We start from the raw sequence: 23,377 nt of genomic DNA, 5'->3' as shown, positions 1-23,377 counted from the left end.
TTCTCCAGAATCAGGCGACGAAATAACCGGTAAGCTGGTAGCCGAATAGCAGGAAGCCTGCACTCATCATGGCCACATTCGCGGTGTAGGCGTGACGGAAAAAGCCGTCGGTTTTGCGCCAGAAATTGATGGCAATCAGGATCATGGCCAGGGCAATGAGCTGTCCGATTTCCACGCCCACATTGAAAGCGAGAAGGTTCGGAATCAGCCCATCGGGAGAGATGTCGTACTCAAGGATCTTGGTAGATAGCCCGAAGCCGTGGAAAAAGCCGAAGATGAGCGTGGCGGCTTTGGTGTTGGGCTGAAAGCCAAACCAGCGCTGATAGGCGCCGATGTTGTCCAGTGCCTTGTACACGATCGACAGGCTGATAATCGCATCAATGATGTAGCTATTGATGCCCACGTTGAAGTACACCCCCAGCAGCATCGTGGTGGAATGCCCCAGGGCAAACAGGCTCACATAGATAGCGATGTGCTGCATGCGGTACAGGAAGAAAATGACCCCCAGCAGAAACAGCAGGTGGTCGTAACCGGTGACCATGTGTTTGGCACCGAGGTAGGTAAAAGCAATCAGGTTTATGCCGGTAATCTCCTGGATGTATCCCTTGTCGCCCTGGGCGACGGCATGGGCCAACGCATCAGAGCTGAGGCCGAGCAGGCCCAGTGTCAGGAATATCCAGAAAAAACGATTTCCGCCGGCAGCAACCCGCGCCCAGTGGCGAGGTTTGCCAAGCAAAGTTGACAGCATAGTAACTCCGTAGAATGGGTTTTCGTTCAGCTGCTAAGGCAGCATTGCTCAGACAATTTTGTAGAGCTTCGGAGGGCGGTCGAGCCGGTAACGAAAACTGCGGGGATTCTCTCCAGCAAAGGGAACAGGGCGCCGGAGTGAAGGTGTCAGGTTGGAGAATACCGGCATTTTCAACCGGTCTGCAGACTCGTGGGAGTGGTTGCCAGAGTCATGATGAGAGTGGCGGTCTTGATGGTCTTGCACGCTGTGGCTGTGATGATCATGACTGTGGTCGTGATCGCCTTCGTGCAGGATGTTGGCTTCAGTCAGCTCCGGTACTCCGTGGGATGAGGTTTCTCCCACGACCGAGAGTGTCATGCCGATGAGCGCAATCAGCATGACAATAACCGGAAACGCTTTTTTACGGTTGATGGCCGTAATCATATAAACCAGCTTTTGAACAAAGACTCTGGGCGGGTGTTAACCCGCAACCGGACGTTGGAATAGTTTGTGAATAGAGAATACCATTCCGATGCGGATTTTCAGGAATTAAAACAAATAAATGTTCCGGGGCCAGAGGAAGATTCAATGGCATGGCTTATTACCAAATACGCGATAACCGCCGCGCTGGTGGTCCTGATCTCTGAGGTCGCCAAGCGTAGTGACAAACTGGGAGCATTGATTGCAGCCCTTCCCATGGTGACCGTGCTGGCGATGATCTGGCTTTACGTTGAGCAGCAACCGGCGGAAAAAATCAGCAATCACGCCTGGTATACTTTCTGGTATGTGCTGCCCACGTTGCCCATGTTCCTGATGTTTCCTTTCCTGATGGCCAGATTCGGCTTTTGGCCGTCCCTTGGTATCGGCGCCCTGGTCACTATTGTCTGCTTTGCCTCCCTGGCGGCTGTCACGAAAAAGTTCGGCATTTTTCTTCTGTGAATCGGTCCCGGAACTTTGCTGGGCGTTTGGATGACGCAGATCAACATGTGTCGACTTAAACGGATTCCGGAGTCGTTTTTCAGCTTCATTTCAGTTTCATGGTCTTTACTGATGGTGATGCACATTGTTGCAGCCAATAAGGAGGATCTCATGAACAGATTAGGTCGTTTCGTTGCGTGTTCCGTATTCGTCGCATTGCCTGCTTTTGCCTTTGCTCAGGGCAACTCCGGGCAAATGCCAGGTGCTGGCATGATGAATCAGGAACAAGTGCAGCAGATGAATGAAAATATGGCGCGCATGCAGGCCATGATGCAGGAAATGCGAAACGCCAACTCCAACGCTGAACGCCAGAGACTGCGCCAGCAACACATGGAGTACATGCAGGAGCATATGCAGATGATGCGTGGTGGCATGATGGGGCCCGGTATGATGGGCCAAGGCATGATGGGCAATGGTCAGGGAATGATGGGTAATGGCCAGGGCATGATGAACAACCAGGGCATGATGAACAATCAAGGCCAAGGTAAAAAGCAGTCTGGCAATGCCCAGGGCAACCGTTCTGGTGGTCCGGGGATGAACAACGAGCAGCGCCTGGAAATGATGGAAAACCGCATGAACCAGATGCAGATGATGATGGAGCAAATGCTGGAGCATCAACGGCAACTGAATCGCAACTGATGCGGGTAAGCCGTCTAGTCGAACAGTGACAGCTGATCGGATTGCTGCTTCGATGGCACGCGGGGGCGTTTCTGGACAGGTCCCTTGCGACTGCCGTGTCTGAGCAGCACCCGATCTGTTTCTGTCTTGCTGACCTGCTGCTTGCGAAAGTCGCCAACCGCCTTTCGGGCAACCCGGGCCGCCTGTTCATGATCGCACACCGGCGAGATGTAGGTGTTGCCGCCGTAACGCTCTTTCTGGGCCGGTGTCATCAGCCAGGGCGTGTGGATCATTTCACTGGGCACGCCCGACAACTCCGGGATCCAGCGCCGGATGAATTCGCCTTCTGGATCCAGTTTCTGGCTCTGCAGCACCGGGTTGTAGATTCGCAGGGCGTTGATGCCGGTCAGGCCAGATTGCATCTGGGTCTGGGAGTAATGAATGCCCGGCTCGAAATCGGTAAACAACCGGGCCAGGTGAAGGGCCGGATCGCGCCAGTGCAGCCACAGCTGGTAGCTGGCGATTGCCATCAGCATGGCGCGCATCCGGAAGTTGATCCAGCCTGAGTGGGCGAGCGCACGCATGCTGGCGTCCACAAGAGGCCACCCCGTCTGGCCTTCCTGCCAGCGCTGCAGGCGCTCTGAATCGTTAGGCCCGGTTTTCAGTGCCTCCATTTCCCGGTGCATGGCCCGGAACTCCAGCGCCGGCTCGTCCTCCAGTTTCTGGATGAAATGACAGTGCCAGTGCAGCCGGGAGCGGAAGCTGGTCAGGCTTTTCTTTTTCCGTGGCAGGGTATTGCGGTGGTTGCCGGTGGCCTTGGCTTCCTGGTAGATCTCCCGCAGGCTGACGGTGCCGTAGGCAATATGCGGACTCAGGCGCGAGCAGGCCCTGACGGCGGTGTTCGGGCTGGAAATGTTGTACTGGTAACCGACGCAGCGGCGATCCAGGAAGGAGCCGAGGAGCTTTTCGCCTCTCGCACTGCCGCCGATCTGGCGGTCCGGGCATGTGTCTGGCACTTCGAAATCCTGGCCGTTGTCGCCAGCATACACGGTCTTATGGGTGTCCGATGTCGGAATTACAGTCGGAGCCTCAAGTACGGGTTGCCGCATCAGCTCGGTCCAGGCCCTGTCCCAGATATCCCGGTCGCTCAGGCGACGAACCACGCCAAACTGGTTCCACTCCCGGAATTCCACCTGGTTCTCCGAGCACCAGCCAATCACCGACCTGTCACGCTCGTAGGTCCACTCCCCGCCGGTTTCCTGATGGCAGAAAATGCGGTTAATTGGCTGGTGGGCCTGAATCCGCTTGAGGGCATCAATAATCGACCCTCGTAGAACCATCAACTGACTGCCGGCCTTGCGCAACTGCCGGTCCAGGTCGTCCAGAGAATCCCGGATAAACGCCCACTGGCGGCCGCTGGTGTCCGGCAGTTGCCAGTACTCATCTTCGATGACGTACAAGGGTATGACCGGCTCTCCCAGGGTGGCCGCCGCCACCAGGGGGGCATGATCCCGGGTGCGCAGGTCGCGCTTGAACCACACCAGAGTGGTCATGACGATGCGCTCCGCTCACGCCGGCAACGTTCGCTGCAGTAGCGCACGTTGTCCCAGTCTTTGGCCCATTTTTCCGCCACTTGAAGGGCCGCTGACAGACCGGGCAGGTCTTTTCGGGGAGGTTGAGTTTCTTATGGGGCACTAACTATCGTCCATTCGGGATGTATGGCTTTCTACGTCTGCCTGGCAGGCCAGGATCAACCCAAGACGGCAGTAGAAATGTACCTCAGGAGTTTGACTCCCTCGCCAGCTGGGCCAGATCTTTACTGATCTGTTCAGGCGATAGGCCGGGGCGTAGCAGCAGCCGGGCGCTTCCACTGCGATCGAACACATAAACGGCACTGCTGTGGGAAACATTGTAGTTGCCGTTGGCGTCGGGCTGGTCATAACCGAAGGTGGTCCGGTAGCGTTTGGCGAGCTTTCGAAGCGTGGGTTCTTCGGCGGTGAGGCCAACGATTCCTTCTCCGAAAAAGCTTACGTAACTGGCCAGGCGTTCGGGGGTATCCCGGCGCGGGTCAACGCTGACGAACAGGGTGGTAACATCGTCCTGATACTCTTCGGGCAGTTGCTGAACCGAGCGGCGCAGATCGGTCAGCGTGGTTGGGCAGACATCCGGGCAGGAGGTAAAGCCGAAATACACCAGCCGGATGTTGCCTTGTGAGTCATCAGGAGTCACGGTTTTCCCATCGGTGCCCTCCAGCTGGAACTGGAGCTCGGGCATCAGGCCCGAGATGTCCTTGCCGTGCCAGCTTTTCTCATCGCCAGCGCAGCCAGCGAGTATCAGGGCAACGAAGACGGGCCACAGTGACAGCGTTCTGTTCATGCGTTTCCTCCTGCCAGAGAGCGGCGTCTGGGAAATTTGCCATCTTCATGCATGGCCCGGCGGAGCACGATCAGAATGCCAATGATGCTCATCATGGCCGGGGGGATCCAGGTCAACAGGCCGCCCAATAACTGATCGGTTTCGGGAGGCATGGGCCACGCCCGGCCGCAGACTTCGTACACGTCGTACACCATACCCCGGGAAAAGACGATCCAGGCCCCGAGTACCATCTGGGGAATGGCCACCAGCGCCAGCAGCAGGATGCGTTTCCCATAGCCAAGCGCGTTTGTGACTGCAGGGCTGCGGGGATCGAAAATCAGCCACCAGAACAGGAGACCATCCAGCAACATGCTCCAGTTCATGATCCAGTAGAGCTGCCGGCTCAGCATGGCGTCAAAATGGATGGGCGGCCAGAGCCAGAAATAGATCAGCCCCACGAACAGAAACGAGGCTATAAAGGGCTGCTGCAATACCCGGTAAATCCAGTCAACTGGTTGTAGCCAGTAGCGCAAAGAAGGTGACATCTTCTGGTACCAGAAGCGCATCACCGGCAGCGGATTGGACAGCGCGATCAGCATTGGCCCCAGGTGGTGCAGAATCAGATGCTGCCCCCGGTGAACGAAAAACATGTACTGGGAGTAGTAGTCGAATCGGGTCTGCATCACCCCGTAACAGAGCATGACCCCGAGTGTGAAAGTGATAATACGGCCCGATCCCGGCCGGTCCTGCTCCGGCATCTTCAGTAGCGCGACACCATAAAACCCGAGCACCAGCATGTAACTGAGCAGGGTCAGAGGCGAAAAATCGTAAGGCAGCAGGTAGCTCGATATTGGCATGGATCGGACTCGATGCGTGCACGCACTGGAAACCGGGTTTATCTTTCTTGTCAGTACCGCCGAGTTTTGCCGGCCCGGCGGCGGATTTCAAGGCCGGCTTCAGGAAACTTCTGACGGAGACGGGGCATGGCCCGATTTTGCGATTCCATTTCAGCGCCTTCGGTGTTGATCTTCGACTGGCACGGCACGCTGGTAGACACTCACGATGCCATGTTCAGTGCCATGGAAGACATGCTGCCGCAGCTGGAGGATCTGGGGCTGGTGGAACGGCTGCTACCCGAGGACAAGTGCCGAACATCCGACGATGCGCGCCTGGTGCGCTACATCCGGATTTTCCGGCGGCTGCATCCACGTATCCTGGCGGAGCGTCGGGTGTCGAGGACCGACATCTTCAACGCCATCTTTGGTGATGACAAAGACGCCAAACTGATCGCCCACAAGGCCTATAACGAGGCCTATCGTCGATACTTCGGTCAGGTAAAGCCGTTCCAGCCTGGCGCCTACGAATACCTCTCCGCCCTGAAAGCCATGGGAATCCGACTGGCGGTCTCCACCAACCGGAACCGGGAGTTTCTGGATCGGGAATTACAGACGGTGGACGAGGGCCGATGGCGGAACCTGTTTGATGCCACGGTCTGCGCCGATGATGTCACCGAGTACAAACCCGACCCGGAGGTGATCCTGAAGGCGCTTGAGAAGCTCGATCTGCCAGCCGATGAAAAGGCCTGGTACGTGGGTGATAGCTACGTTGACATGCTCACCGCCAACAAAGCGGGCGTGTCGGGAGTGTTCTACAACGGGGCCCGTTGGGAATCCGGCCGGATCGACAGCTGGTTTTCCCACCGGGACGCCCCCGCGGCCATTCTGGATAGCTTCGAGGACCTGATGGACCTGCTGGCCCTGCTTGAACGGAGCCAGCCGGAAGCTTTTGAACAGACGCCTGCCGAGGTTCGCCCACGACCCTTCCCGCCGCCACAGCGCCCGGAGCCCCGCATCGAGCCGGACTGGCACCCGGCGGTGGTCAAGCTTATTCGCCCGGCGGTAATCCTGTTCGACTGGCACGCCACCCTGGTGGATACCCTCGACGCCATGTACCACGCGGTGGATGACATGCTGCCGGATTTCCACAAACTCAAACTGATGGACCGCATGGTAGCGCCGGAAGACAGCAAAACTCCGGAAGATGTGAAGCTGGTTGCCTACGTGCGGGAGTTCGCGAAGCTGCATCCAAAGGTGAAGGCAGACCGGAAAATTTCCCGAACCGATATCTTTGAGGTGCTGTTCGGCGACGACCAGGAGGCCAAACAGGTCGCCCACCAGGCGTTCAATCACCATTATCGAAAACACTACGGCACAGTGAAGGCCTTTGAGCCGAAGGTGCGGGAGGTCTTGGAAGGGTTAAGGCGTCTGGGCATTCAGGTGGGGGTCATTACCAACCGGGATCGCGAGTTTTTCGAGCATGAACTGGCGGCGGTGGAGGACACCGGCTGGACCCACCTTTTTGATGTCGACGTCTGCGGCGACGACACGCCCCTGCGAAAGCCGCACCCGGATCAGTTGCTGCTGGCGGTTCAGAAGCTGGACTATCCCCCGGATCCGAGCGTCTGGTACGTGGGCGACAGCACGACGGATGTCATTGCTGCCAAACGCGCGGGCCTGACCTCGGTATTTTTCAACGGGGCCCAGTGGGATCTGCCCTGGCTGAACAAGATTTTCCCAGGCACCCACAAACACCCGGACAAGCCGGATGTGGTGGTCAATGACTTCTCGGAGTTCTGGGCCCTGGTGCTGGCCTGCGAGGTGGGGCCGCCCTGATTTTCCGCGGTGACTGCAGAAAGCGACGACAATGATCAGTATTTCTCAGAGTCGCTTAGAGCCTCCTCGATACTGAGCCCGATCACGACAACACCGATGGCCGCTTCGCCATTGCCAGATAACACCGGTGCACTGGCGGTGACCTGAAACCTCGCCGCTGAGGTGTCATAGCGAATTGGTGATATGTACAGCGGCCTGTCGGTATTGGCGCCCGGCGCCCGGCTCTCAATGACCCTCTGGAACTTTGGTTCGTCGCCCTGCCAGTAGTCGGAAGTGAGCTGGCTCATCGCCGCCAGGGTTCCCATGTCATTTACCAGCATCACTTCGGTGACCAGGCCCCGGTGTGATAGTTGCCAGGCCTGCAGTGCTTTAGAGCCCGGAAGTGCCAGGATCAACGCGGCCAGCTCCGGTGTAGCGACCGGTGACAAGGCCTGCCATTGACTGTCGATGGTCATTACATCGGTAAAACTCTCCTGCCTGGGACCTGCATCAATGATCTGGCGGATGTCCAGAATGCTGTTCATTTCTTTGAGCAGGCGGCCTGATAGTTCCGTAATGCGGCGTTCTTCCTCGTCGGACAGTGCTAGCTGGCCAGCCATGCAACTGTTCAGAGTGCGGTTGAAAGTGCCGAGAAAATCAGGATAGTCGGAAACAAAGGCTTCGCTGAGGTACAGATAAAGCGGCGCGTAACGGACAAAATGGGCATTGAGTTGCGTGCCCTCCCAATCGTTTTCGTAACGGAGACGGTTCATGACGCGCTCATCCATCAGTGCGGTATCGATTCGTCCCCGTTTGAGTAGCGCGAGCAACTGCGACGGCGAAGACACGCTCAAAAAAATGGCGTAGCCGTTGGCTTCCAGCCAGGCTTCTTCGTTGCTGCCGGCCACTACCCCGATTCGCAGGTTGTTGGTAAACGCTTTCTCGCCCCCGGTGAAAAAGTACCATTTCTCCAGAGCCACCGGATCGCTGCGTTCTGCTATGTTGTCGAGCTCTGCGGAGGGATCAATGGCAAAATAACCATCGATCATGTTGCGTTCCAGCGAGTGTATGGCGCGATTCTGGGGCGTAATCCGGATGCGTGTTGCCCAGCCAGCGCGGTTTGCAGCACAAACCACCGTGTCTGCGGTTTCGCCGGAAATTCGATTGGCTCCACCCTTCTCCTGGCTTGCCACCTGATAGGGTGGGCTTTCGAAGGTGTAGAGGTTCAGTGTTGGAGGCTGAGCCTGACACACGGTTGAATACAGTATTGTTGTCAGACTCAGAGCGAGTCGAAGGTTCATGGTGAAGGCAGCATCCGTGATGTGAACAATCCTTACGTCAGGCTAGCACCATTATGGGGCTTTTGCTGCACAACGTTAGGACATATTCTGATAGGCATGAATAACAACAAAGACCAACCAATGAATGAAAGAAAAGCATCGATACTGGTAGTGGATGACGACGCTGCGATCCGTGAGCTGTTAGAGGAGCATCTGACCCGTGTAGGGTACGAGGTCATGACCGCGGGCGACGGCGACCAGATGCGCCTGCAGCTGGACTCGGCCCAGGTCGACCTGATTGTTCTGGATGTCATGTTGCCTGGCGATGACGGGTTCACTCTGTGCCGACAGATTCGTGAACACAGTCGGGTGCCTATCATTATGCTCACGGCGAGCTCCGACGAAACCGACCGGGTTGTGGGCCTGGAACTGGGCGCCGATGATTACCTCGCCAAGCCCTTCAGTGCCCGGGAACTTCAGGCCCGAGTGAAAGCCCTTCTTCGCAGGGCGAGTTTCAGTCGATCCGACAATCCTCGCTACGTCATCTTTGATCGCTGGCGGCTGGATACCCTGGCCCACGAACTGATCGACGAGAATCAGCAGGGCACGGCACTTTCCGGTGCAGACTTCGCCCTGCTCCAGCTGTTTCTCCGTCATCCCAATGAGGTGCTGGATCGTGACACCATATCCGACGTTACCCGTGGCCGGGAGTCCATGCCCCTGGACAGGGTAGTGGATGTGGCTGTCAGTCGCCTGAGGCAACGTCTTGGCGATCAGGGCCGCAACCCCAGACTGATCAAGACAGTACGGGGCGCCGGCTACCTGCTGGCAGCAACGGTGGCCCATGTTTCGGAGTAGCGCGGGTGAATCGGAGAAGAAAAACTGGCGCTGGTTTCCCTCCTCACTGCTCGGACGGGTATTGCTGCTGACCCTGTTGGCAATGGCGAGTGCCCAGATCATTTCCAGCGCCGCCTGGATTGCCACGTTCCGGGCCCAGCAGGTTGAGGGGCTGGTGGCTACCACCCGCAACCTTGCGCAGTCGGCTGCGGCTACCGCGCAATTCTTCAACTCGCTCCCGCTGGAATACCGGCACATTGTGCTGGATCAACTGCGCGATATGGGGGGAACGCGGTTTTTTGTTTCGCTCAATGACAAGCTTATCAATATGGAGCCGCTACCAGACAGCGAGCGTAAGCGGCTGGTAACCGAAGAAGTCGAGCTGGTGTTGCGCAAACGGCTGGGAAACCGGATCAACCTGCATGTTGAATTCGTGGATCCCGCCAGTTTACGGATTCTCAACAGTGAATTGCCGCTGGATGCCCTGCCGCAATCCTGGGCCCACTATGCACTTACCCTGGAGCCTTTGAATCCGCCGGTTCTGGTTACCCAGGTCGAAGTCACAGACGGTGAGTGGCTGTACCTGGCGGCGGCACTGCCAGCCCCCTACGTGTCACTTGAGGATGAGGGGATACCAGGGCAACAGATCCTGTTTCTGGTGGTGATGATCGCCATACTGTTTCCAGTACTTGCGTGGCTTATCCGACAACAGACGCGGCCGTTGCGTAAGCTGGCCAAGGCCGCCCGGGATCTGCCCCTCGAGGATGATCAGCCACCTTTGGTTGAGAAGGGCAGTGCAGAGATTCTGGCGGTGACCCGGAGCTTTAATACCATGCGTCGCCGATTGCAGAGTTATATCAGCGACCGGAACCAGCTATTCCGTGCCATTTCCCACGACCTCAAAACCCCGATCACACGCTTGCGTTTGCGAGTGGATCTGATTGACGACGATGTTATGCGCGAACGCCTGGAGGCGGACCTCCATGAACTGGAATTGCTGGCGAAAAATGCCCTTCAGTCCATGAAAGACACCGATATACACGAGAACGCCGAGCCCGTGGATGTGGAGCGTATGCTCAGGGGAATGGCGGAAGCCTATCAGGGAGACGGGCCTGACCGGGTGACCGTGCAGGGCCATTGCCGGCCATACCGGGGCAAGCCACTGGCTCTGAAACGATGTCTTGGAAACCTGGTGGACAACGCCGTCAAGTATGGCGACAAAGCCATGGTGCGAATTGAAGACATGGCGGGCCAACTGGTGATCCACGTGGAGGATGAGGGCCCCGGTGTTTCCGAAGACCAGTTGTCCCGCATTTTCGAACCCTATTACCGGCTCGACAAAAATCAGCACCAGGGTTTTGGTCTCGGTCTGGGAATAGCCCGCAACATTGCGCAAAGCCACGGCGGTGAGCTGGACATCAGTAACCGTTCCGCCGGTGGGCTGCATGTAGAACTGACCTTGCCCCGCCACTGATAGCCCATGTAACAACCTTGTTACATGGGCATTTCCCTTTGATACGTAGCGTGTTCGTTTCTTGCCATAGACTCCAGAGTGCCAATAAAACAAAAACAAGGAGTCAAGAATGCTCAATGTTACCTATGGCACTACCCCTGCAAGAAAAACCTCAAGCGTACGCCTTTTAACAACCGCAGTTGTCCTGGCATCGCTGGGACTGACGGCCGGACAGGCACAGGCTCAGGACCAGAGCGTAGAGGACCGCCTCGCTGACCTCGAGGCAAGGCTGGCCGAAGTTGAACCGAAGGCCAATGGTCTGGAAGGTTTCTCCTTCAACACCTACGCCCGCTCTGGTCTGCTTCTGAACGGTGATCTGCAAAGTGCCCCGGGCGGTCCCTACCTGACCCCCGCGGGTTCCGTTGGTGGCGCCGTAGGCCGCCTCGGCAATGAACCCGATACCTACCTTGAAGCGATCCTGAACTACAAACAGGTGGCCGAGAATGGGACCAAATCCCACTACCGGCTGATGATTGCCGATTCCACGACGTCCTCGAATGACTGGACAGCCGGTGACGGCGCCCTGAACGTTCGTCAGGCCTATGTGGAATTCAGTAACCTGGCCAGCTTCTCCGGTATTTTCGAGGAGTCCGCGATCTGGGCCGGCAAGCGTTTTGACCGGGACCTGGACTTTGACATCCACTGGCTCGACAGCGACATCGTTTTTCTGGGTGGCCTGGGCGCCGGTGTCTATGACGTAACGTTTTCGGACAGCGTGAAATCAAACTTCTCCCTCTATGGCCGAAGCTTTCTGGAATTCCCTTCCGACATTCAGGACCAGGACATCACATCGGACACAGACAATCTGATCCTTACCGCCAATAACTACTTCGGTAACGTCCAGTGGCTGATCAATGGTATGAAGGCCCAGGAAAACGATCTGCGGGTGGTCGGTGGTGTCACGGAAGCTGCCGAGACCGGCCTGCACACCATGCTGGCGTACCACGGGGACAGTTTCTTCGGACTCTCGGACGGTAACTTCAAGGCCGCGATAATCCACGGCACCGGCCTGGGTGCCGAGACCAAGAACATCGGCGCCGATGGCGACCTGCATGAGGATGCAGTCAGCACCCGTGTGGCTGTCTACGGCACGACCTATCTCAGCGAAAACTGGCGGTTCGCGCCGGCGATTCTGGCGGAAACCAGTGAAGATCGTTACATCAAGGGCGACGAATACCAGTGGCTGACGTTCAATGCCCGTCTCGCCCAGGAGTTGAGTGCGAACTTTGAAATGCAGTATGAAGCCTCCTGGCAGACTATGGATCTCACCACTCTGGGCTATCAGGGGAGAAGTGCGGTGGATGGCGACTACAGCCGTTTTACTATAGCGCCCACCTTCAAGCCCCAGGTTGGCGGGTTCTGGAACCGTCCTGAAATCCGCGTGTTTGCAAGTTACTCAACCTGGGATGACGAGCTCGAGACATACGCTGCTGGCGATGCACTTGGCGTCGACAGTGATTTCGAAAGCGGTCAGTGGACCTTTGGTACCCAGATGGAAATCTGGTTCTGAACCTGATCAAGACAACAAAACAGGAAGGAATTGACCATGACTATGTTCAAGAAAACAATTGCTGCTGCAGCCGTATCTGCGGCGTTGCTTCCGGCCCAGGCCATTCAGGCCGGCGAAGTTGAAGTTCTGCACTGGTGGACCGCTGGCGGCGAAGCCCGCGCCGCGGCCGCGCTCAAGGAAATGATGGAAGAGCAGGGCCACACCTGGAAAGACTTTGCCGTGGCCGGTGGCGGCGGTGAAGCGGCCATGACTGTGCTCAAGACCCGCGCTGTCTCAGGCAACCCCCCGGCTGCCGCCCAGATCAAGGGCCTGGATATCCGGGAATGGGCCAAGCTGGGCTTTCTCACCAGCCTGGATGATGTGGCCGAGGCGAACAACTGGGACCAGTTGATTCCGCCGGTTATTGCCGATGTCATGCAATACGAGGACAGCTATGTCGCCGTGCCGGTGAATGTGCACAGGGTTAACTGGCTTTGGGCCAACCCGGAGGTACTTGAGAACGCAGGGGTTTCTGTGCCCAAGACCCTGGAAGAATTCTACGCCGCGGCGGAGAAGCTGGAAGCTGATGGTGTTATTCCGTTGGCCCATGGTGGTCAGCCCTGGCAGGACGCAACGGTTTTCGAAGCCGTGGCTCTGGCCGTCATGGGGCCGGAAGACTTCGCCAAGGCGTTTGTTGAGCACGACATGGACGTGATTAACAGCGCACAGATGGAAGAGGTCTTTGCCGAGTTTGCCAAGGTGATGAGCTACGTGGATGACAACGCAGCCGGACGTGACTGGAACACTGCCACCGGCATGGTCATTCGAGGCGAAGCGGCCATGCAGATCATGGGCGACTGGGCCAAGGGGGAATTCACCGCTGCTGGCCTGACTCCTGGCGAGGATTACATCTGTGCCCCGGCACCGGGTACTGGTGGTCAGTTCACCTTTAACGTCGACTCGTTCGCCATGTTCAGTCTCAGCGATGAGGACAACACCAAGGCGCAGAAAGACCTGGCTCGTACGATCATGGAGCCGGAGTTCCAGACAGTGTTCAACAAGGCCAAGGGCTCGATCCCGGTCCGTACCGACATGGATATGTCCGGCTTTGATTCCTGTGCCCAGGCGTCCATGGACACGTTCAAAAGCAGTGCTGACGACGGCGGCCTGGTGCCCAGCTTTGCCCACGGCCTGGCTACCACCAGTTATGTGCAGGGCCAGATTTTTGATGTTGTCACCAACTTCGTGAACTCCGATAACAAGGATCCGGTCCGGGCCACTGACCAGCTGGCAGCAGCTATCCAGGCGGCACTCTGATCCGGTAGGGGCCACCCGTTCGGGTGGCCCCCGATCCTCTCGGGAGACTCATCATGGAACACACTCAACGCCAACCCGCCAGGGTGGCCAGGGCGCCGTCGCGCTTTCTCGACGCGTTGCAGCGCTGGCTGCCAAAGCTGGTTGTAGCGCCCACATTTGTCCTTATCGGTGTTGGCATATACGGCTACATGCTCTGGACCGGTGTGCTGTCGTTCACCAGCTCCAGCTTCCTACCGGTGTATGACTTTGTCGGCTTCGATCAGTACGCCAAACTGATGGCTAACGACCGCTGGCTGACCGCCTCAATCAATCTGGGCATCTTTGGCGGTCTTTTCATTCTCAGTTGCCTGGTTATTGGCGTGATACTGGCGATTTTCCTGGATCAGCGGATTCGCCAGGAAGGTACTATCCGTACCATCTATCTGTACCCCATGGCCCTGTCGATGATTGTCACCGGCACCGTCTGGAAATGGATTCTGAACCCCAGCCTTGGGCTGGAAAAGCTGATGCACGACTGGGGTTGGACGACGTTCAGTTTCGACTGGCTGGTTAGCTCGGACATGGCTATCTATACCATCGTGATGGCCGCGGTCTGGCAGGCCTCCGGCTTCGTCATGGCTCTGTTTCTGGCGGGGCTGCGCGGTGTGGATTCCTCCATTATCCGCGCCGCCCGGGTCGATGGCGCCAGCCTGCCGCTGATCTACTGGAAAATCATCCTGCCTTCCCTGCGCCCGGTATTCTTCAGCGCAGTGATGGTTCTGGCTCACATAGCCATCAAGAGCTTTGATCTGGTGATGGCGATGACCGCCGGTGGTCCGGGCTACTCCACCGACCTGCCGGCGGTATTCATGTATGCCCACACCTTTACCCGTGGCCAGATGGGCCTGGGGTCCGCCAGTGCCATGCTGATGCTGGGCGCCATTCTGGCCCTGATCGTGCCTTATCTGTATTCGGAACTGAGGGAGAAGCGCCATGACTGATGTGGTTCGCACCGGCTTTCGTCCCAGCCGCGTGGCCATCTACGGGCTTTTGCTCCTGGCCGCCCTGGTCTACCTGATTCCGCTGTTCATCATGCTGGTGACCAGCTTCAAGACTCCCATGGACATCCGCACCGGCAACCTGATGGCCCTGCCCACGGACTGGACCACCATTGGCTGGACCAAAGCCTGGTCCGAGGCCTGCACCGGTGTTCAGTGTGAGGGAATCAGTGGGTATTTCTGGAACTCGTTCAAGATGACCGTGCCCGCGGTATTGATTTCCACCTTGCTGGGTGCCTTCAACGGCTACGTGCTGTCCAAGTGGAAGTTCAAGGGCTCTGACCTGTTTTTCGGAATGCTGCTGTTCGGCTGCTTTGTTCCGTTCCAGGTGGTCCTGTTGCCCATGGCGGCAACCCTCGGAAAACTTGGCTTGGCCAATACCACCAGCGGCTTGGTGCTGGTGCACGTGATCTACGGGGTGGCGTTCACCACACTGTTCTTCAGGAACTACTACGTGGCCATTCCGGATGCCCTCATCAAGGCCGCACGGCTGGACGGCGCCGGCTTCTTTACCATCTTTTTCCGTATTCTGCTGCCCATGTCCACACCCATATTCATGGTGTCGCTGATCTGGCAGTTCACACAGATCTGGAACGATTTCCTGTTCGGCGTGGTGTTCGCCAGCGGTGATAGCCAGCCCATCACCGTGGCGCTCAACAATCTGGTGAACACCAGCACCGGGGTGAAGGAATACAACGTGGATATGGCGGCAGCCATGATCGCGGCGCTGCCAACCCTGGTGGTCTATATCGTCGCCGGCAAATACTTCATCCGGGGCCTGACCGCCGGATCTGTCAAAGGTTGACCTGAGAGGATAACAATAATGTCTCAACTGGAACTGCGGAGCATCCGCAAAACCTATCCGGGCGTTGCCGAGGAAACCCTCAAGGGCATCGACATCGACATCGCTTCCGGTGAATTCCTGATACTCGTGGGCCCATCCGGCTGTGGTAAATCCACCTTGATGAACACCATCGCCGGCCTTGAGACCATCACCGATGGCTCGATAGTCCTGGACGGCAAGGACATCTCCACCATGGAGCCAAAAGACCGGGACATCGCCATGGTATTCCAGTCCTACGCCCTGTACCCGACCATGTCCGTCCGCGAGAACATCGCATTCGGCCTGAAAATCCGCGGTTTACCAAAGCACGAGATTGATCAGGAAGTAGAACGGGTGGCCGATCTGCTGCAAATCTCCCAACTGCTCAACAAGAAGCCGGCAAATCTGTCTGGCGGCCAGCAGCAGCGGGTAGCCATGGGCCGGGCCCTGGCCCGCCGACCACGGATTTACCTGTTCGACGAGCCGCTCTCCAACCTGGATGCCAAATTGAGGGTGGAGATGCGCACCGAGATCAAGAAACTGCACCAGCGCCTGAAAACCACCATCGTGTACGTAACCCACGACCAGATCGAGGCAATGACCCTGGCGGATCGGATCGCCGTGCTCAAGGATGGTGAGTTGCAGCAGCTGGGCACGCCGAAAGAAGTCTATGACCGGCCGGAAAACCTGTTTGTTGCCGGCTTCATGGGCTCACCAGCGATGAGCTTTGTGCCGGTAACCGTGGAACAGGGAGAAGGCGGACTGCAGGCGGAAGTGCGTGGCAATGATGGCCGGGCTGTGAAGCTGCCGGTGCCGGAATTCCTGGCAGACCGGGTAGGTAAGAAGGTGATTCTGGGCATTCGCCCGGAGCACATTACCCAGCCCCAGGATCAGAAAAACGACCAGACCCTGGTGGCGAAGGGCGAGTTCACGATTGAAGTGACCGAGCCCACCGGCCCGGATGTGATTGCTCTGATTCAGCTGAACGATACCAACGTGCATTGCCGGATCGATCCGGAACACCCGGTGACCTGGGGCGAGACTGCCGAGTTGATGTTCGATATGAAGAAGGTTGTGTTCTTCGATCCGGACACTGAAAAGCGGATCGCCCCGCACTGATTCGCTGTTGCGGCTTTACAGCTGCTCCAGGTTCGCCAGCAGATGCTCGGCGCGCCGGAGCAGCGCTTCCCGCCGCTCCGGCTTCTGCTTGTCCCAGTTCCGGTACATCATGCCCATACGCGGGTTTTTGGCAAAGTCGTCCCGATGGCGATCGATGAAATGCCAGTACAGGGCGTTGAACGGGCACGCATCATCTTCAGTGGTCTTGTTTACCTTGTAATGGCAGTTGGCGCAGTGGTCCGACATGCGCTGGATGTACTTGCCGCTGGCGGCGTAGGGCTTTGAGCCCAGGTAGCCGCCATCGGCGTGCATCACCATGCCAAGCACGTTGGGCAGTTCCACCCAGTCGTAGGCATCGGCGTACACCGCCAGGTACCAATCGCAAATCTCTTCAGGTTTGATGCCCGCCAGCAGCGCGAAGTTGCCGGTGACCATCAGCCTCTGGATATGGTGGGCGTAGGCGTTGCGGCGGGTAGCATCAATGGCCTTGTGCATGCACCGCATTTTCGTGTCCCCGGTCCAGTAGAACCAGGGCAGGGCGCGGGTGTTGCCCAGCCGGTTCTCCTGCGCATATCCCGGCATGTTCATCCAGTAAATGCCCCGAACAAACTCCCGCCAACCCAGGATCTGCCGGATGAATCCCTCTACCGCGTTGATCGGCGCTCGCCCTGAATACCACGCCTGGGCGGCCGCCTCGCAAACCGTCAGAGGATCCAGCAGCCCGGCATTGATATAGGGCGAAAGAATGGAGTGAAACAGCCAGTCCTCGGTATCGGAAATCGTGTCCTGATAATCGCCAAAACAGGGCAGGGCGAAATCAATAAAGTGTTCTAGCGCCGCCTGCGCGTCCTCGGCAGTCACGGCAAAATGGAAATCGTCGGTGGTGCCGAAATGATCGCCGAAATGCTCGTCTACCAGACCGATCACATCCCGGGTAATGGCATCCGGCTCTATCCGGAACGGCGCCGGGGCCGGCGGCTTGCCGGTCCATTTCTTCCGGTTGTCGGCATCAAAATTCCACTGTCCGCCCTCCGGTTCGCCCTCGGGGGTCATCAACAAACCGGTCTTGCGCCGCATCTCCCGGTAGAAGAATTCCATCCGCAACTGCTTGCGGCCTTCGGCCCAGTCGGCAAACTCCTGTTTGGATGCAATAAACCGTGTATCCGGCCGAATCTCCACCGGCACCCCGAGGCGTTCGTGCCAGCCACTGATCTGGTCATGCAGTCGCCATTCGCCACACTCGGTGGTGATTACTTTTTCCGCATTGAGCCGCTTCACCTGTTCGCCAACCACGGCCTCAAGGCTCTGGTGTTGGTTGTCCGGATGATAGGCCTGGTAATGAACCTGCCAGCTATCGCTCTCCAGTTGCCGGGCAAAGTGGCGCATGGCGCTGAACAGCAGCACGATTTTCTTCTTGTGGTGATTGGTGTAGCTCGCTTCCTCATGGACTTCGGCCATCACCACCAGATCCCGGTTGCGGTCGGCGTCTTCGAGGGCGCTGATGTCTCTCGTTAATTGGTCGCCGAGGATCAGAATCAGGTTAGCCATGGTGAAGATTTCTCCAGTCAGTATGCTGCGGGCTATGCCCACAAAGGGGTAAACCAAGTACGCCAAGAGCCCAAGGGTGGTTCAGTAACCGGGCTGGTAAACTGAATCCAATGCTCAGCTGACCCGCATCAAAAAGGGACGCAAAGGATTGCCCTAAAATGCGTGAGCTTTCTTGAACATGGGGTCAGATGACACTTTCATCTGACCCCAGATTTCATCTGACCCCGAGTTTGCCATGACCTCCACACCCGCACTCAAAGCCCAAGACTCAACACTGCCAGAATTCATCTGGGATGATGCCCTGATTCGCCGCTACGATCTCAGCGGCCCGAGATACACCTCTTATCCCACGGCCGTCGAGTTCAACCAGAACTACCCCATTGAGGACATGGTCAAAGCCGCGGCTCGCAGCAAGGCCAGTGGCCGGCCGCTGTCGCTGTACACCCACCTGCCGTTCTGTGCGCACCTTTGCTACTACTGTGCCTGCAACAAGGTCATTACCAAAAAACGCGACAAGGCGATGCCCTATGTTGAGCGGGTGCTGAAAGAGGCGGCTATCCAGTCAAAACTGTTCGGGGCCGACCGGCCAGTGACACAGCTGCATTGGGGTGGCGGTACCCCGACGTTTTTGCCTAAAGATGTGATGGAACACCTGATGGCGGGATACGGGGAGCTGTTCAACCTGCAAACCGGTGATGAGCGGGATTACAGTGTGGAAATTGATCCGCGGGAAGTGGACCAGGATACCCTGCCAACCCTGTGGAACCTGGGCTTTAACCGGATCAGTCTGGGGGTACAGGATGTAAACCCGGAGGTTCAGAAAGCAGTGAACCGCATCCAGCCCCGGGCCATGACCGAAGCGGTGCTCAACGAGGCGCGGCGCATCGGCTTCCGGTCCATCAACCTGGACCTGATTTACGGCCTGCCGTACCAGACTCCGGAAAGCTTTGCCGAGACACTGGAAGCGGTGATCGAGATGTCGCCGGACCGGCTCTCAGTGTTCAGCTATGCCCACCTGCCGGACCGTTTCTATCCGCAGACCCGGATTCAGGGCGACACCTTGCCGAGTCCGCAGCAGAAGCTGACCATCCTGCACAACACCATCAATCGCCTGCTGGACGCCGGGTACGAATACATTGGCATGGACCACTTCGCCAAGCCGGACGACAGCCTGGCGGTGGCGCAACGAGAAGGCCGTCTCCACCGGAATTTCCAGGGCTACACCACCCATTCCGAATGCGATCTGGTTTCCCTCGGTGTTTCCGCAATTGGCCAGACGGACGACGCCTATTTCCAGAACAACCACGACCTGCCGTCCTGGGAAGCATCCATTGATGCCGGTCAGCTGGCCATCACCAAAGGTGTCAACCTGACTCGGGACGACCGAATCCGCCGCTGGGTGATCGGCCAGCTGATTTGCCAGTTCCGACTGGACCGTCAGCTGTTTGCAGATGTCTGGCAGGAAGATCTGAACCGCTATTTTGCCGATGAGCTCAGCCGTCTGAAGCCCATGATTCAGGATGAGCTGATTGCTGATGACGGCAATGCCCTTCAGGTTCAGCCCGCCGGTCGCCTGCTGATCCGGGCCATCTGCCAGATTTTTGACCTGTATCGCAAAGAAGGCGCCAGCCAGAGGTTCTCCCGGATTATCTGATAGCAGCGGCTGAGTCGGGGTCAGAAGAATGCCTTCTTCTGACCCCATGTTCATTTCGAGAGCCAAAAAAAGGGGCTGTCCGTTTCCGGACAGCCCCTTTTACGTCTGCAGGCATCAGCTATACGCCGGCACCTTGAACTCGTTGGCCAGGTCCTGCAGGACCCTGGCGAGCCGCGCCTGCTCGCCGGTTACCTGGGTGATTTCCTGGGAGCCGGTGAGGGTCAGGATCGCCGCTTCACTGACTGATTCCATATTGCCCGCCAGTTCCCGGGTAACCGCGACCTGTTCTTCGGAGGCGGTGGCAATCTGGCTGGCCATATCGGAGATGCTGTTCACATCGGTCAGGATATCGGCGAAGGTCTGCTCCAGTTCTGAAGCCTGCTCGCTGGTGGCGTTCGCCAGTTTGTGGCTTTCCACAATTGAGCGGCTGGCACTGTCGGTAATGCTCTGGAACCCGTTGATAATGTTCTCAATCTGGGTCGTAGACTCGTGGGTCTGTTGCGCCAGGGTCCGGACTTCGTCGGCAACCACTGCAAACCCTCGGCCGTGTTCGCCTGCGCGGGCGGCTTCAATCGCCGCGTTCAACGCCAGCAGGTTGGTCTGATCGGCAACCTTCCGGATTACGTCCACCACGTCGGCGATGGTTGAGCTGCGGTTCTCCAGTTCTTCGATTACCTCATTCACCTTCTGAACCGATTTGGCCAGGGAACGAATACTCTTCACGCTGCCGTGGAGCACCTGCTCGCCACTTCGGCTTTTCTCCATGGCGCTGCGGGCAGCATCGGCCACCTGCTGGGTGTTCCGGGAGATTTCCTCGGAGGTGGCCGACATTTCTTCGGTGGCCGCGGCCACCTGCTCAATCTGTTGCTGCTGGTTTTTCACCTGGCTGGCGTTCTGCCCGGCCGTAGAGCTTGTCTCCTCGGTGGCAGTGGCCAGCTGGACGCTGGATTTGTCGATGTGCAGCAGTGCATTGCCAAAGCGTTCGAACAGCTCGTTAATGGCCTTGCCAATGGTGCCCACTTCATCATGGCTGGAGATTTCTATCTCACGGGTCAGATCCTTGTTGTCCATGGCGAACCGAACGCCATCGAGCAGACGGCCGACCTGGAGATTGATGGCACGGATAATCACCAGCATCAGAACCAGTACAGCCAGAACGGCACCTGCGGAAATGCCTGAGGCCAGCATCAGGTCGTTACGGGCATCGGCAACGCCGTCTGATGCCAGGCTTAGTACGCCAGACAACATGGCCTCTCTGGCCTGATTGAGGTTGCCGATACGTTGGGTGGTGGTTGTGAACCAGTCAGAGGCGTCCAGTGCGTACATGCCTGATGGGCTGCTGAACAGTGTTTCGCGACGCTCGGCCAGAGCCTGGCTTGCAACGCTGAAGGTCTGATTCTCCAGGGTTGCCCGGATTTCATTGTCAGACGCCAGCATTGTTATGGCTTCGTTGAGAAAGGCTTCCTGCTGCCCGCCGAGACCCGCAATTCGGGCCACGGTGGGCAGATCGAAGTCACCGCTGCGAATCATGGAGGCGCCCGCGGCTCTTTCGCGGCCGGCCATCTCGGCAACCTTGGCGAGGGCATGGTAGCCGTTAACCTCGCGGGTCAAATCCGGATCGGTTGAGCGCCGGACAATAAGGCCAATGCGCTCTATCAAACCCGTAATCAGCGTCGTGTAGCCCCTGCTGGCATCGCTGCGGTTGTCGACGGAGCGGCGCAGGGCATCTATGTTGTCGAGTCCCTGGCGAACGGACTGAATGCTCGTTTCAACCATCCTGTCAAACGATGCATCTGTCATCAGGGCATTGATGTGGCGCTGATAGTCTGAAATCCGCGTGTCGGTTTGGCGCCGCTGTTCCGCAAGATCTCTTTCGGCCTGCCGGGCGGCATCGCTGCCCGGCTTGCTGGCAAGGAAAACCGCGGAGCGACCACGCTCTTTCTGAAGGGCTTCGGTGAGGGGATCACCGGCTTCAGCCAGTTCGATCTTTGAGAGCAGTTGTCGCATGTCATCCAATTCGCCTTGATTCAGAACGACGCTTTCTGCCGCGAAAAACAGGATAACAAGCAGGGCCGGCACCACCAGAGTGATCAGTTTGCCCCGCATGGAGAGATTGTTGATAAATTTCATAGCGTTCTGCCTTGGCTGTCCGTGTCGGATATGCCGCTATTATCCCGGCATAGCAAGGTTGCTCTCTATCAGCGTGAAGGAGTAGCAGTGGAGGTAGTTACGGGCAGGTAAGCTTATGTTTCTGCATGTTAAGGTTCTGATAATTATCAATTAACCGTGGCATCCGTAATGCCGCGTAGAGTACTACCACAGAGGTATTCAGCAGACTGGGGGTATCCTGCTGACAAAGGTCAAGGTAGCCGGGCGATGTGTCCGATATGGTCGATGCCGTTAATCCAAGGCGGAGAAAACCATGGAACTTGTGTGCCCGGCCGGCAGTCTCCCGGCCCTGAAAACCGCCGTTGATAACGGCGCCAACGCCGTGTATTTCGGTTTTAAAGACAGCACCAACGCCCGTCAGTTTGCCGGCCTGAACTTCAACGACAAGCGTGCTGCCGAGGGTATCGAGTATGCCCATCTCCGGGGCGCGAGAGTCTTTTGTGCCATCAATACCTACCCGCAACCAGACGGCTGGGAGCAATGGAAGGGGGCGGTGGACAGAGCCGCAAGTCTGGGTGTGGACGCCATTATCCTGGCCGATATGGGCCTGCTGGATTATGCCGCCAACCGATGTCCGCACATCCCCCGGCATCTGTCGGTTCAGGGATCTGCCACCAGCCACGAAGCGCTCTCCTTCTACAAGGACAACTTCGATATTCGCCGGGCCGTGCTGCCCCGGGTTCTGTCACTGGACCAAGTGCGTGGTGTGGCCAAACACAGCCCGGTAGAACTGGAAGTATTTGCCTTCGGTAGCCTGTGCATCATGGCCGAGGGCCGTTGCTATCTGTCTTCCTACCTGACCGATGAGTCGCCTAATACCCGGGGAGCCTGTTCCCCTGCCAAAGCTGTGCGTTGGCAGGAAACCCCGCAGGGGCTTGAATCCCGCCTCAACGATGTCTTGATTGACCGTTATGGCCAGGGCGAATCCGCCGGCTACCCGACGCTGTGCAAAGGCCGTTTTGAGGTTGAGGGTCATGTTTATCACGCCATTGAGGAGCCGGTCAGCCTGAACACCCTGGACCTGTTGCCAGAGCTTCAGGCGCTGGGTATCAGTGCCGTGAAGATTGAGGGTCGCCAGCGAAGCCCGGCCTATATCGCAGACGTAGCCAGAACCTGGCGCCATGCCCTGGATAATCTTGAAGCCGGCACCGACGGCTTTACTGTTGAACCTCAATGGCAGCAGACGCTGGCGGGGCTTTCCGAGGGCGGCCTGACAACGCTGGGCGCCTACCATCGCAAATGGAAATAGGGTTTCACCATCC

The 23,377-nt window shown here is 57.7% G+C and carries 20 protein-coding genes and 1 pseudogene; 12 read left to right on the top strand and 9 right to left on the bottom strand.

Features of this window, described 5'->3' with window-relative positions; genetic code table 11:
* Positions 1-10: 10 nt before the first annotated feature.
* Both ACO06L_RS09625 and ACO06L_RS09620 read right to left on the bottom strand, forming a co-directional pair.
* Positions 11-748, bottom strand: coding sequence for a HupE/UreJ family protein (locus ACO06L_RS09625; protein ID WP_227716021.1), 738 nt, complete (start codon positions 746-748; stop codon positions 11-13).
* Between the two features lie 48 nt (positions 749-796).
* Entirely contained in the window at positions 797-1,171 is a 375-nt protein-coding gene (locus ACO06L_RS09620) for a hypothetical protein (RefSeq protein WP_202347880.1), read from the bottom strand.
* A gap of 144 nt (positions 1,172-1,315) precedes the next feature.
* Between ACO06L_RS09620 and ACO06L_RS09615 the strand changes: the two genes are divergently transcribed.
* Both ACO06L_RS09615 and ACO06L_RS09610 read left to right on the top strand, forming a co-directional pair.
* Positions 1,316-1,666, top strand: coding sequence for a DUF3147 family protein (locus ACO06L_RS09615; RefSeq protein ID WP_202347879.1), 351 nt, complete (start codon positions 1,316-1,318; stop codon positions 1,664-1,666).
* Positions 1,667-1,816: 150 nt separating this feature from the next.
* Complete coding sequence (locus ACO06L_RS09610) at positions 1,817-2,344, top strand: hypothetical protein (protein ID WP_227716022.1); 528 nt, start codon at positions 1,817-1,819, stop codon at positions 2,342-2,344.
* A 14-nt stretch (positions 2,345-2,358) separates the two neighbouring features.
* Here ACO06L_RS09610 and ACO06L_RS09605 read toward each other — a convergent pair whose 3' ends face one another.
* The 4 genes and pseudogenes from ACO06L_RS09605 to ACO06L_RS09590 all read right to left on the bottom strand — a co-directional run bounded on the left by ACO06L_RS09605 (position 2,359) and on the right by ACO06L_RS09590 (position 5,535).
* Positions 2,359-3,876, bottom strand: coding sequence for an FAD-binding domain-containing protein (locus ACO06L_RS09605; RefSeq protein WP_202347878.1), 1,518 nt, complete (start codon positions 3,874-3,876; stop codon positions 2,359-2,361).
* Positions 3,873-4,018, bottom strand: a pseudogene (locus ACO06L_RS09600) (DUF2256 domain-containing protein). Before ACO06L_RS09600 ends, ACO06L_RS09605 begins: the two are co-directional and overlap by 4 nt.
* Before the next feature lie 84 nt (positions 4,019-4,102).
* Positions 4,103-4,699 carry an SCO family protein gene (locus ACO06L_RS09595; protein ID WP_202347877.1) on the bottom strand — a complete coding sequence of 199 codons (597 nt, stop codon included), beginning with the start codon at positions 4,697-4,699 and terminating at the stop codon, positions 4,103-4,105.
* Complete coding sequence (locus tag ACO06L_RS09590) at positions 4,696-5,535, bottom strand: cytochrome c oxidase assembly protein (RefSeq protein ID WP_202347876.1); 840 nt, start codon at positions 5,533-5,535, stop codon at positions 4,696-4,698. The genes ACO06L_RS09595 and ACO06L_RS09590 overlap by 4 nt, the downstream gene beginning before the upstream one ends.
* A gap of 126 nt (positions 5,536-5,661) precedes the next feature.
* Here ACO06L_RS09590 and ACO06L_RS09585 point away from each other — a divergent pair, with 126 nt between their 5' ends.
* Positions 5,662-7,350 carry an HAD family hydrolase gene (locus ACO06L_RS09585; protein ID WP_202347875.1) on the top strand — a complete coding sequence of 563 codons (1,689 nt, stop codon included), beginning with the start codon at positions 5,662-5,664 and terminating at the stop codon, positions 7,348-7,350.
* A 35-nt stretch (positions 7,351-7,385) separates the two neighbouring features.
* Here ACO06L_RS09585 and ACO06L_RS09580 read toward each other — a convergent pair whose 3' ends face one another.
* Positions 7,386-8,630 carry a substrate-binding periplasmic protein gene (locus tag ACO06L_RS09580; RefSeq protein ID WP_202347874.1) on the bottom strand — a complete coding sequence of 415 codons (1,245 nt, stop codon included), beginning with the start codon at positions 8,628-8,630 and terminating at the stop codon, positions 7,386-7,388.
* 120 nt (positions 8,631-8,750) lie between these two features.
* On the opposite strand from ACO06L_RS09580, the gene ACO06L_RS09575 reads away from it, so the two are divergent.
* The 7 genes from ACO06L_RS09575 to ACO06L_RS09545 all read left to right on the top strand — a co-directional run bounded on the left by ACO06L_RS09575 (position 8,751) and on the right by ACO06L_RS09545 (position 16,744).
* Entirely contained in the window at positions 8,751-9,467 is a 717-nt protein-coding gene (locus tag ACO06L_RS09575) for a response regulator (protein WP_202347873.1), read from the top strand.
* Complete coding sequence (locus tag ACO06L_RS09570) at positions 9,454-10,920, top strand: ATP-binding protein (RefSeq protein ID WP_064227605.1); 1,467 nt, start codon at positions 9,454-9,456, stop codon at positions 10,918-10,920. The genes ACO06L_RS09575 and ACO06L_RS09570 overlap by 14 nt, the downstream gene beginning before the upstream one ends.
* 109 nt (positions 10,921-11,029) lie before the next feature.
* Complete coding sequence (locus ACO06L_RS09565; RefSeq protein WP_202347872.1) at positions 11,030-12,469, top strand: carbohydrate porin; 1,440 nt, start codon at positions 11,030-11,032, stop codon at positions 12,467-12,469.
* A 36-nt stretch (positions 12,470-12,505) separates the two neighbouring features.
* Positions 12,506-13,765 carry an ABC transporter substrate-binding protein gene (locus tag ACO06L_RS09560; RefSeq protein ID WP_202347871.1) on the top strand — a complete coding sequence of 420 codons (1,260 nt, stop codon included), beginning with the start codon at positions 12,506-12,508 and terminating at the stop codon, positions 13,763-13,765.
* A gap of 53 nt (positions 13,766-13,818) precedes the next feature.
* On the top strand, positions 13,819-14,745 hold the full coding sequence (locus tag ACO06L_RS09555; RefSeq protein ID WP_202347870.1) for a carbohydrate ABC transporter permease: 927 nt from the start codon (positions 13,819-13,821) through the stop codon (positions 14,743-14,745).
* Positions 14,738-15,607, top strand: coding sequence for a carbohydrate ABC transporter permease (locus ACO06L_RS09550; RefSeq protein WP_014578203.1), 870 nt, complete (start codon positions 14,738-14,740; stop codon positions 15,605-15,607). The genes ACO06L_RS09555 and ACO06L_RS09550 overlap by 8 nt, the downstream gene beginning before the upstream one ends.
* Positions 15,608-15,625: 18 nt before the next feature.
* Positions 15,626-16,744 (top strand): ABC transporter ATP-binding protein, encoded by a 1,119-nt coding sequence (locus tag ACO06L_RS09545; RefSeq protein ID WP_202347869.1) that lies wholly within the window; start codon positions 15,626-15,628, stop codon positions 16,742-16,744.
* Between the two features lie 15 nt (positions 16,745-16,759).
* Here the strand turns inward: ACO06L_RS09545 and ACO06L_RS09540 are convergent, their stop codons facing one another.
* On the bottom strand, positions 16,760-18,292 hold the full coding sequence (locus ACO06L_RS09540; protein ID WP_202347868.1) for a cryptochrome/photolyase family protein: 1,533 nt from the start codon (positions 18,290-18,292) through the stop codon (positions 16,760-16,762).
* 235 nt (positions 18,293-18,527) lie between these two features.
* Between ACO06L_RS09540 and hemN the strand changes: the two genes are divergently transcribed.
* Positions 18,528-19,946, top strand: a complete 1,419-nt coding sequence (hemN, locus tag ACO06L_RS09535) for an oxygen-independent coproporphyrinogen III oxidase (protein WP_202347867.1) — start codon at positions 18,528-18,530, stop codon at positions 19,944-19,946.
* Positions 19,947-20,060: 114 nt separating this feature from the next.
* On the opposite strand, the gene ACO06L_RS09530 is transcribed toward hemN, so the two are convergent.
* Positions 20,061-22,076 (bottom strand): methyl-accepting chemotaxis protein, encoded by a 2,016-nt coding sequence (locus ACO06L_RS09530; RefSeq protein WP_202347866.1) that lies wholly within the window; start codon positions 22,074-22,076, stop codon positions 20,061-20,063.
* A gap of 292 nt (positions 22,077-22,368) precedes the next feature.
* Here ACO06L_RS09530 and ubiU point away from each other — a divergent pair, with 292 nt between their 5' ends.
* Positions 22,369-23,364, top strand: a complete 996-nt coding sequence (gene ubiU, locus ACO06L_RS09525) for a ubiquinone anaerobic biosynthesis protein UbiU (protein WP_202347865.1) — start codon at positions 22,369-22,371, stop codon at positions 23,362-23,364.
* Positions 23,365-23,377: the final 13 nt, after the last annotated feature.

Source organism: Marinobacter sp. (genome assembly GCF_965229985.1).
Lineage (GTDB): Bacteria > Pseudomonadota > Gammaproteobacteria > Pseudomonadales > Oleiphilaceae > Marinobacter.
This window is presented reverse-complemented; position numbering and strand designations above follow the sequence as displayed.

What these genes read in the sequence shown, in the direction of transcription:
- ACO06L_RS09555 (WP_202347870.1), top strand. Translation starts at nt 13,819, where the DNA reads ATGGAACACACTCAACGCCAACCCGCCAGGGTGGCCAGGGCGCCGTCG.
- ACO06L_RS09575 (WP_202347873.1), top strand. Translation starts at nt 8,751, where the DNA reads ATGAATGAAAGAAAAGCATCGATACTGGTAGTGGATGACGACGCTGCG.
- ACO06L_RS09570 (WP_064227605.1), top strand. Translation starts at nt 9,454, where the DNA reads ATGTTTCGGAGTAGCGCGGGTGAATCGGAGAAGAAAAACTGGCGCTGG.
- ACO06L_RS09595 (WP_202347877.1), bottom strand. Translation starts at nt 4,699, where the DNA reads ATGAACAGAACGCTGTCACTGTGGCCCGTCTTCGTTGCCCTGATACTC.
- ACO06L_RS09610 (WP_227716022.1), top strand. Translation starts at nt 1,817, where the DNA reads ATGAACAGATTAGGTCGTTTCGTTGCGTGTTCCGTATTCGTCGCATTG.
- ACO06L_RS09540 (WP_202347868.1), bottom strand. Translation starts at nt 18,292, where the DNA reads ATGGCTAACCTGATTCTGATCCTCGGCGACCAATTAACGAGAGACATC.
- ACO06L_RS09545 (WP_202347869.1), top strand. Translation starts at nt 15,626, where the DNA reads ATGTCTCAACTGGAACTGCGGAGCATCCGCAAAACCTATCCGGGCGTT.
- ACO06L_RS09580 (WP_202347874.1), bottom strand. Translation starts at nt 8,630, where the DNA reads ATGAACCTTCGACTCGCTCTGAGTCTGACAACAATACTGTATTCAACC.
- ubiU (WP_202347865.1), top strand. Translation starts at nt 22,369, where the DNA reads ATGGAACTTGTGTGCCCGGCCGGCAGTCTCCCGGCCCTGAAAACCGCC.
- ACO06L_RS09625 (WP_227716021.1), bottom strand. Translation starts at nt 748, where the DNA reads ATGCTGTCAACTTTGCTTGGCAAACCTCGCCACTGGGCGCGGGTTGCT.
- ACO06L_RS09565 (WP_202347872.1), top strand. Translation starts at nt 11,030, where the DNA reads ATGCTCAATGTTACCTATGGCACTACCCCTGCAAGAAAAACCTCAAGC.
- ACO06L_RS09530 (WP_202347866.1), bottom strand. Translation starts at nt 22,076, where the DNA reads ATGAAATTTATCAACAATCTCTCCATGCGGGGCAAACTGATCACTCTG.
- hemN (WP_202347867.1), top strand. Translation starts at nt 18,528, where the DNA reads ATGACCTCCACACCCGCACTCAAAGCCCAAGACTCAACACTGCCAGAA.
- ACO06L_RS09620 (WP_202347880.1), bottom strand. Translation starts at nt 1,171, where the DNA reads ATGATTACGGCCATCAACCGTAAAAAAGCGTTTCCGGTTATTGTCATG.
- ACO06L_RS09615 (WP_202347879.1), top strand. Translation starts at nt 1,316, where the DNA reads ATGGCATGGCTTATTACCAAATACGCGATAACCGCCGCGCTGGTGGTC.
- ACO06L_RS09605 (WP_202347878.1), bottom strand. Translation starts at nt 3,876, where the DNA reads ATGACCACTCTGGTGTGGTTCAAGCGCGACCTGCGCACCCGGGATCAT.
- ACO06L_RS09585 (WP_202347875.1), top strand. Translation starts at nt 5,662, where the DNA reads ATGGCCCGATTTTGCGATTCCATTTCAGCGCCTTCGGTGTTGATCTTC.
- ACO06L_RS09550 (WP_014578203.1), top strand. Translation starts at nt 14,738, where the DNA reads ATGACTGATGTGGTTCGCACCGGCTTTCGTCCCAGCCGCGTGGCCATC.
- ACO06L_RS09590 (WP_202347876.1), bottom strand. Translation starts at nt 5,535, where the DNA reads ATGCCAATATCGAGCTACCTGCTGCCTTACGATTTTTCGCCTCTGACC.
- ACO06L_RS09560 (WP_202347871.1), top strand. Translation starts at nt 12,506, where the DNA reads ATGACTATGTTCAAGAAAACAATTGCTGCTGCAGCCGTATCTGCGGCG.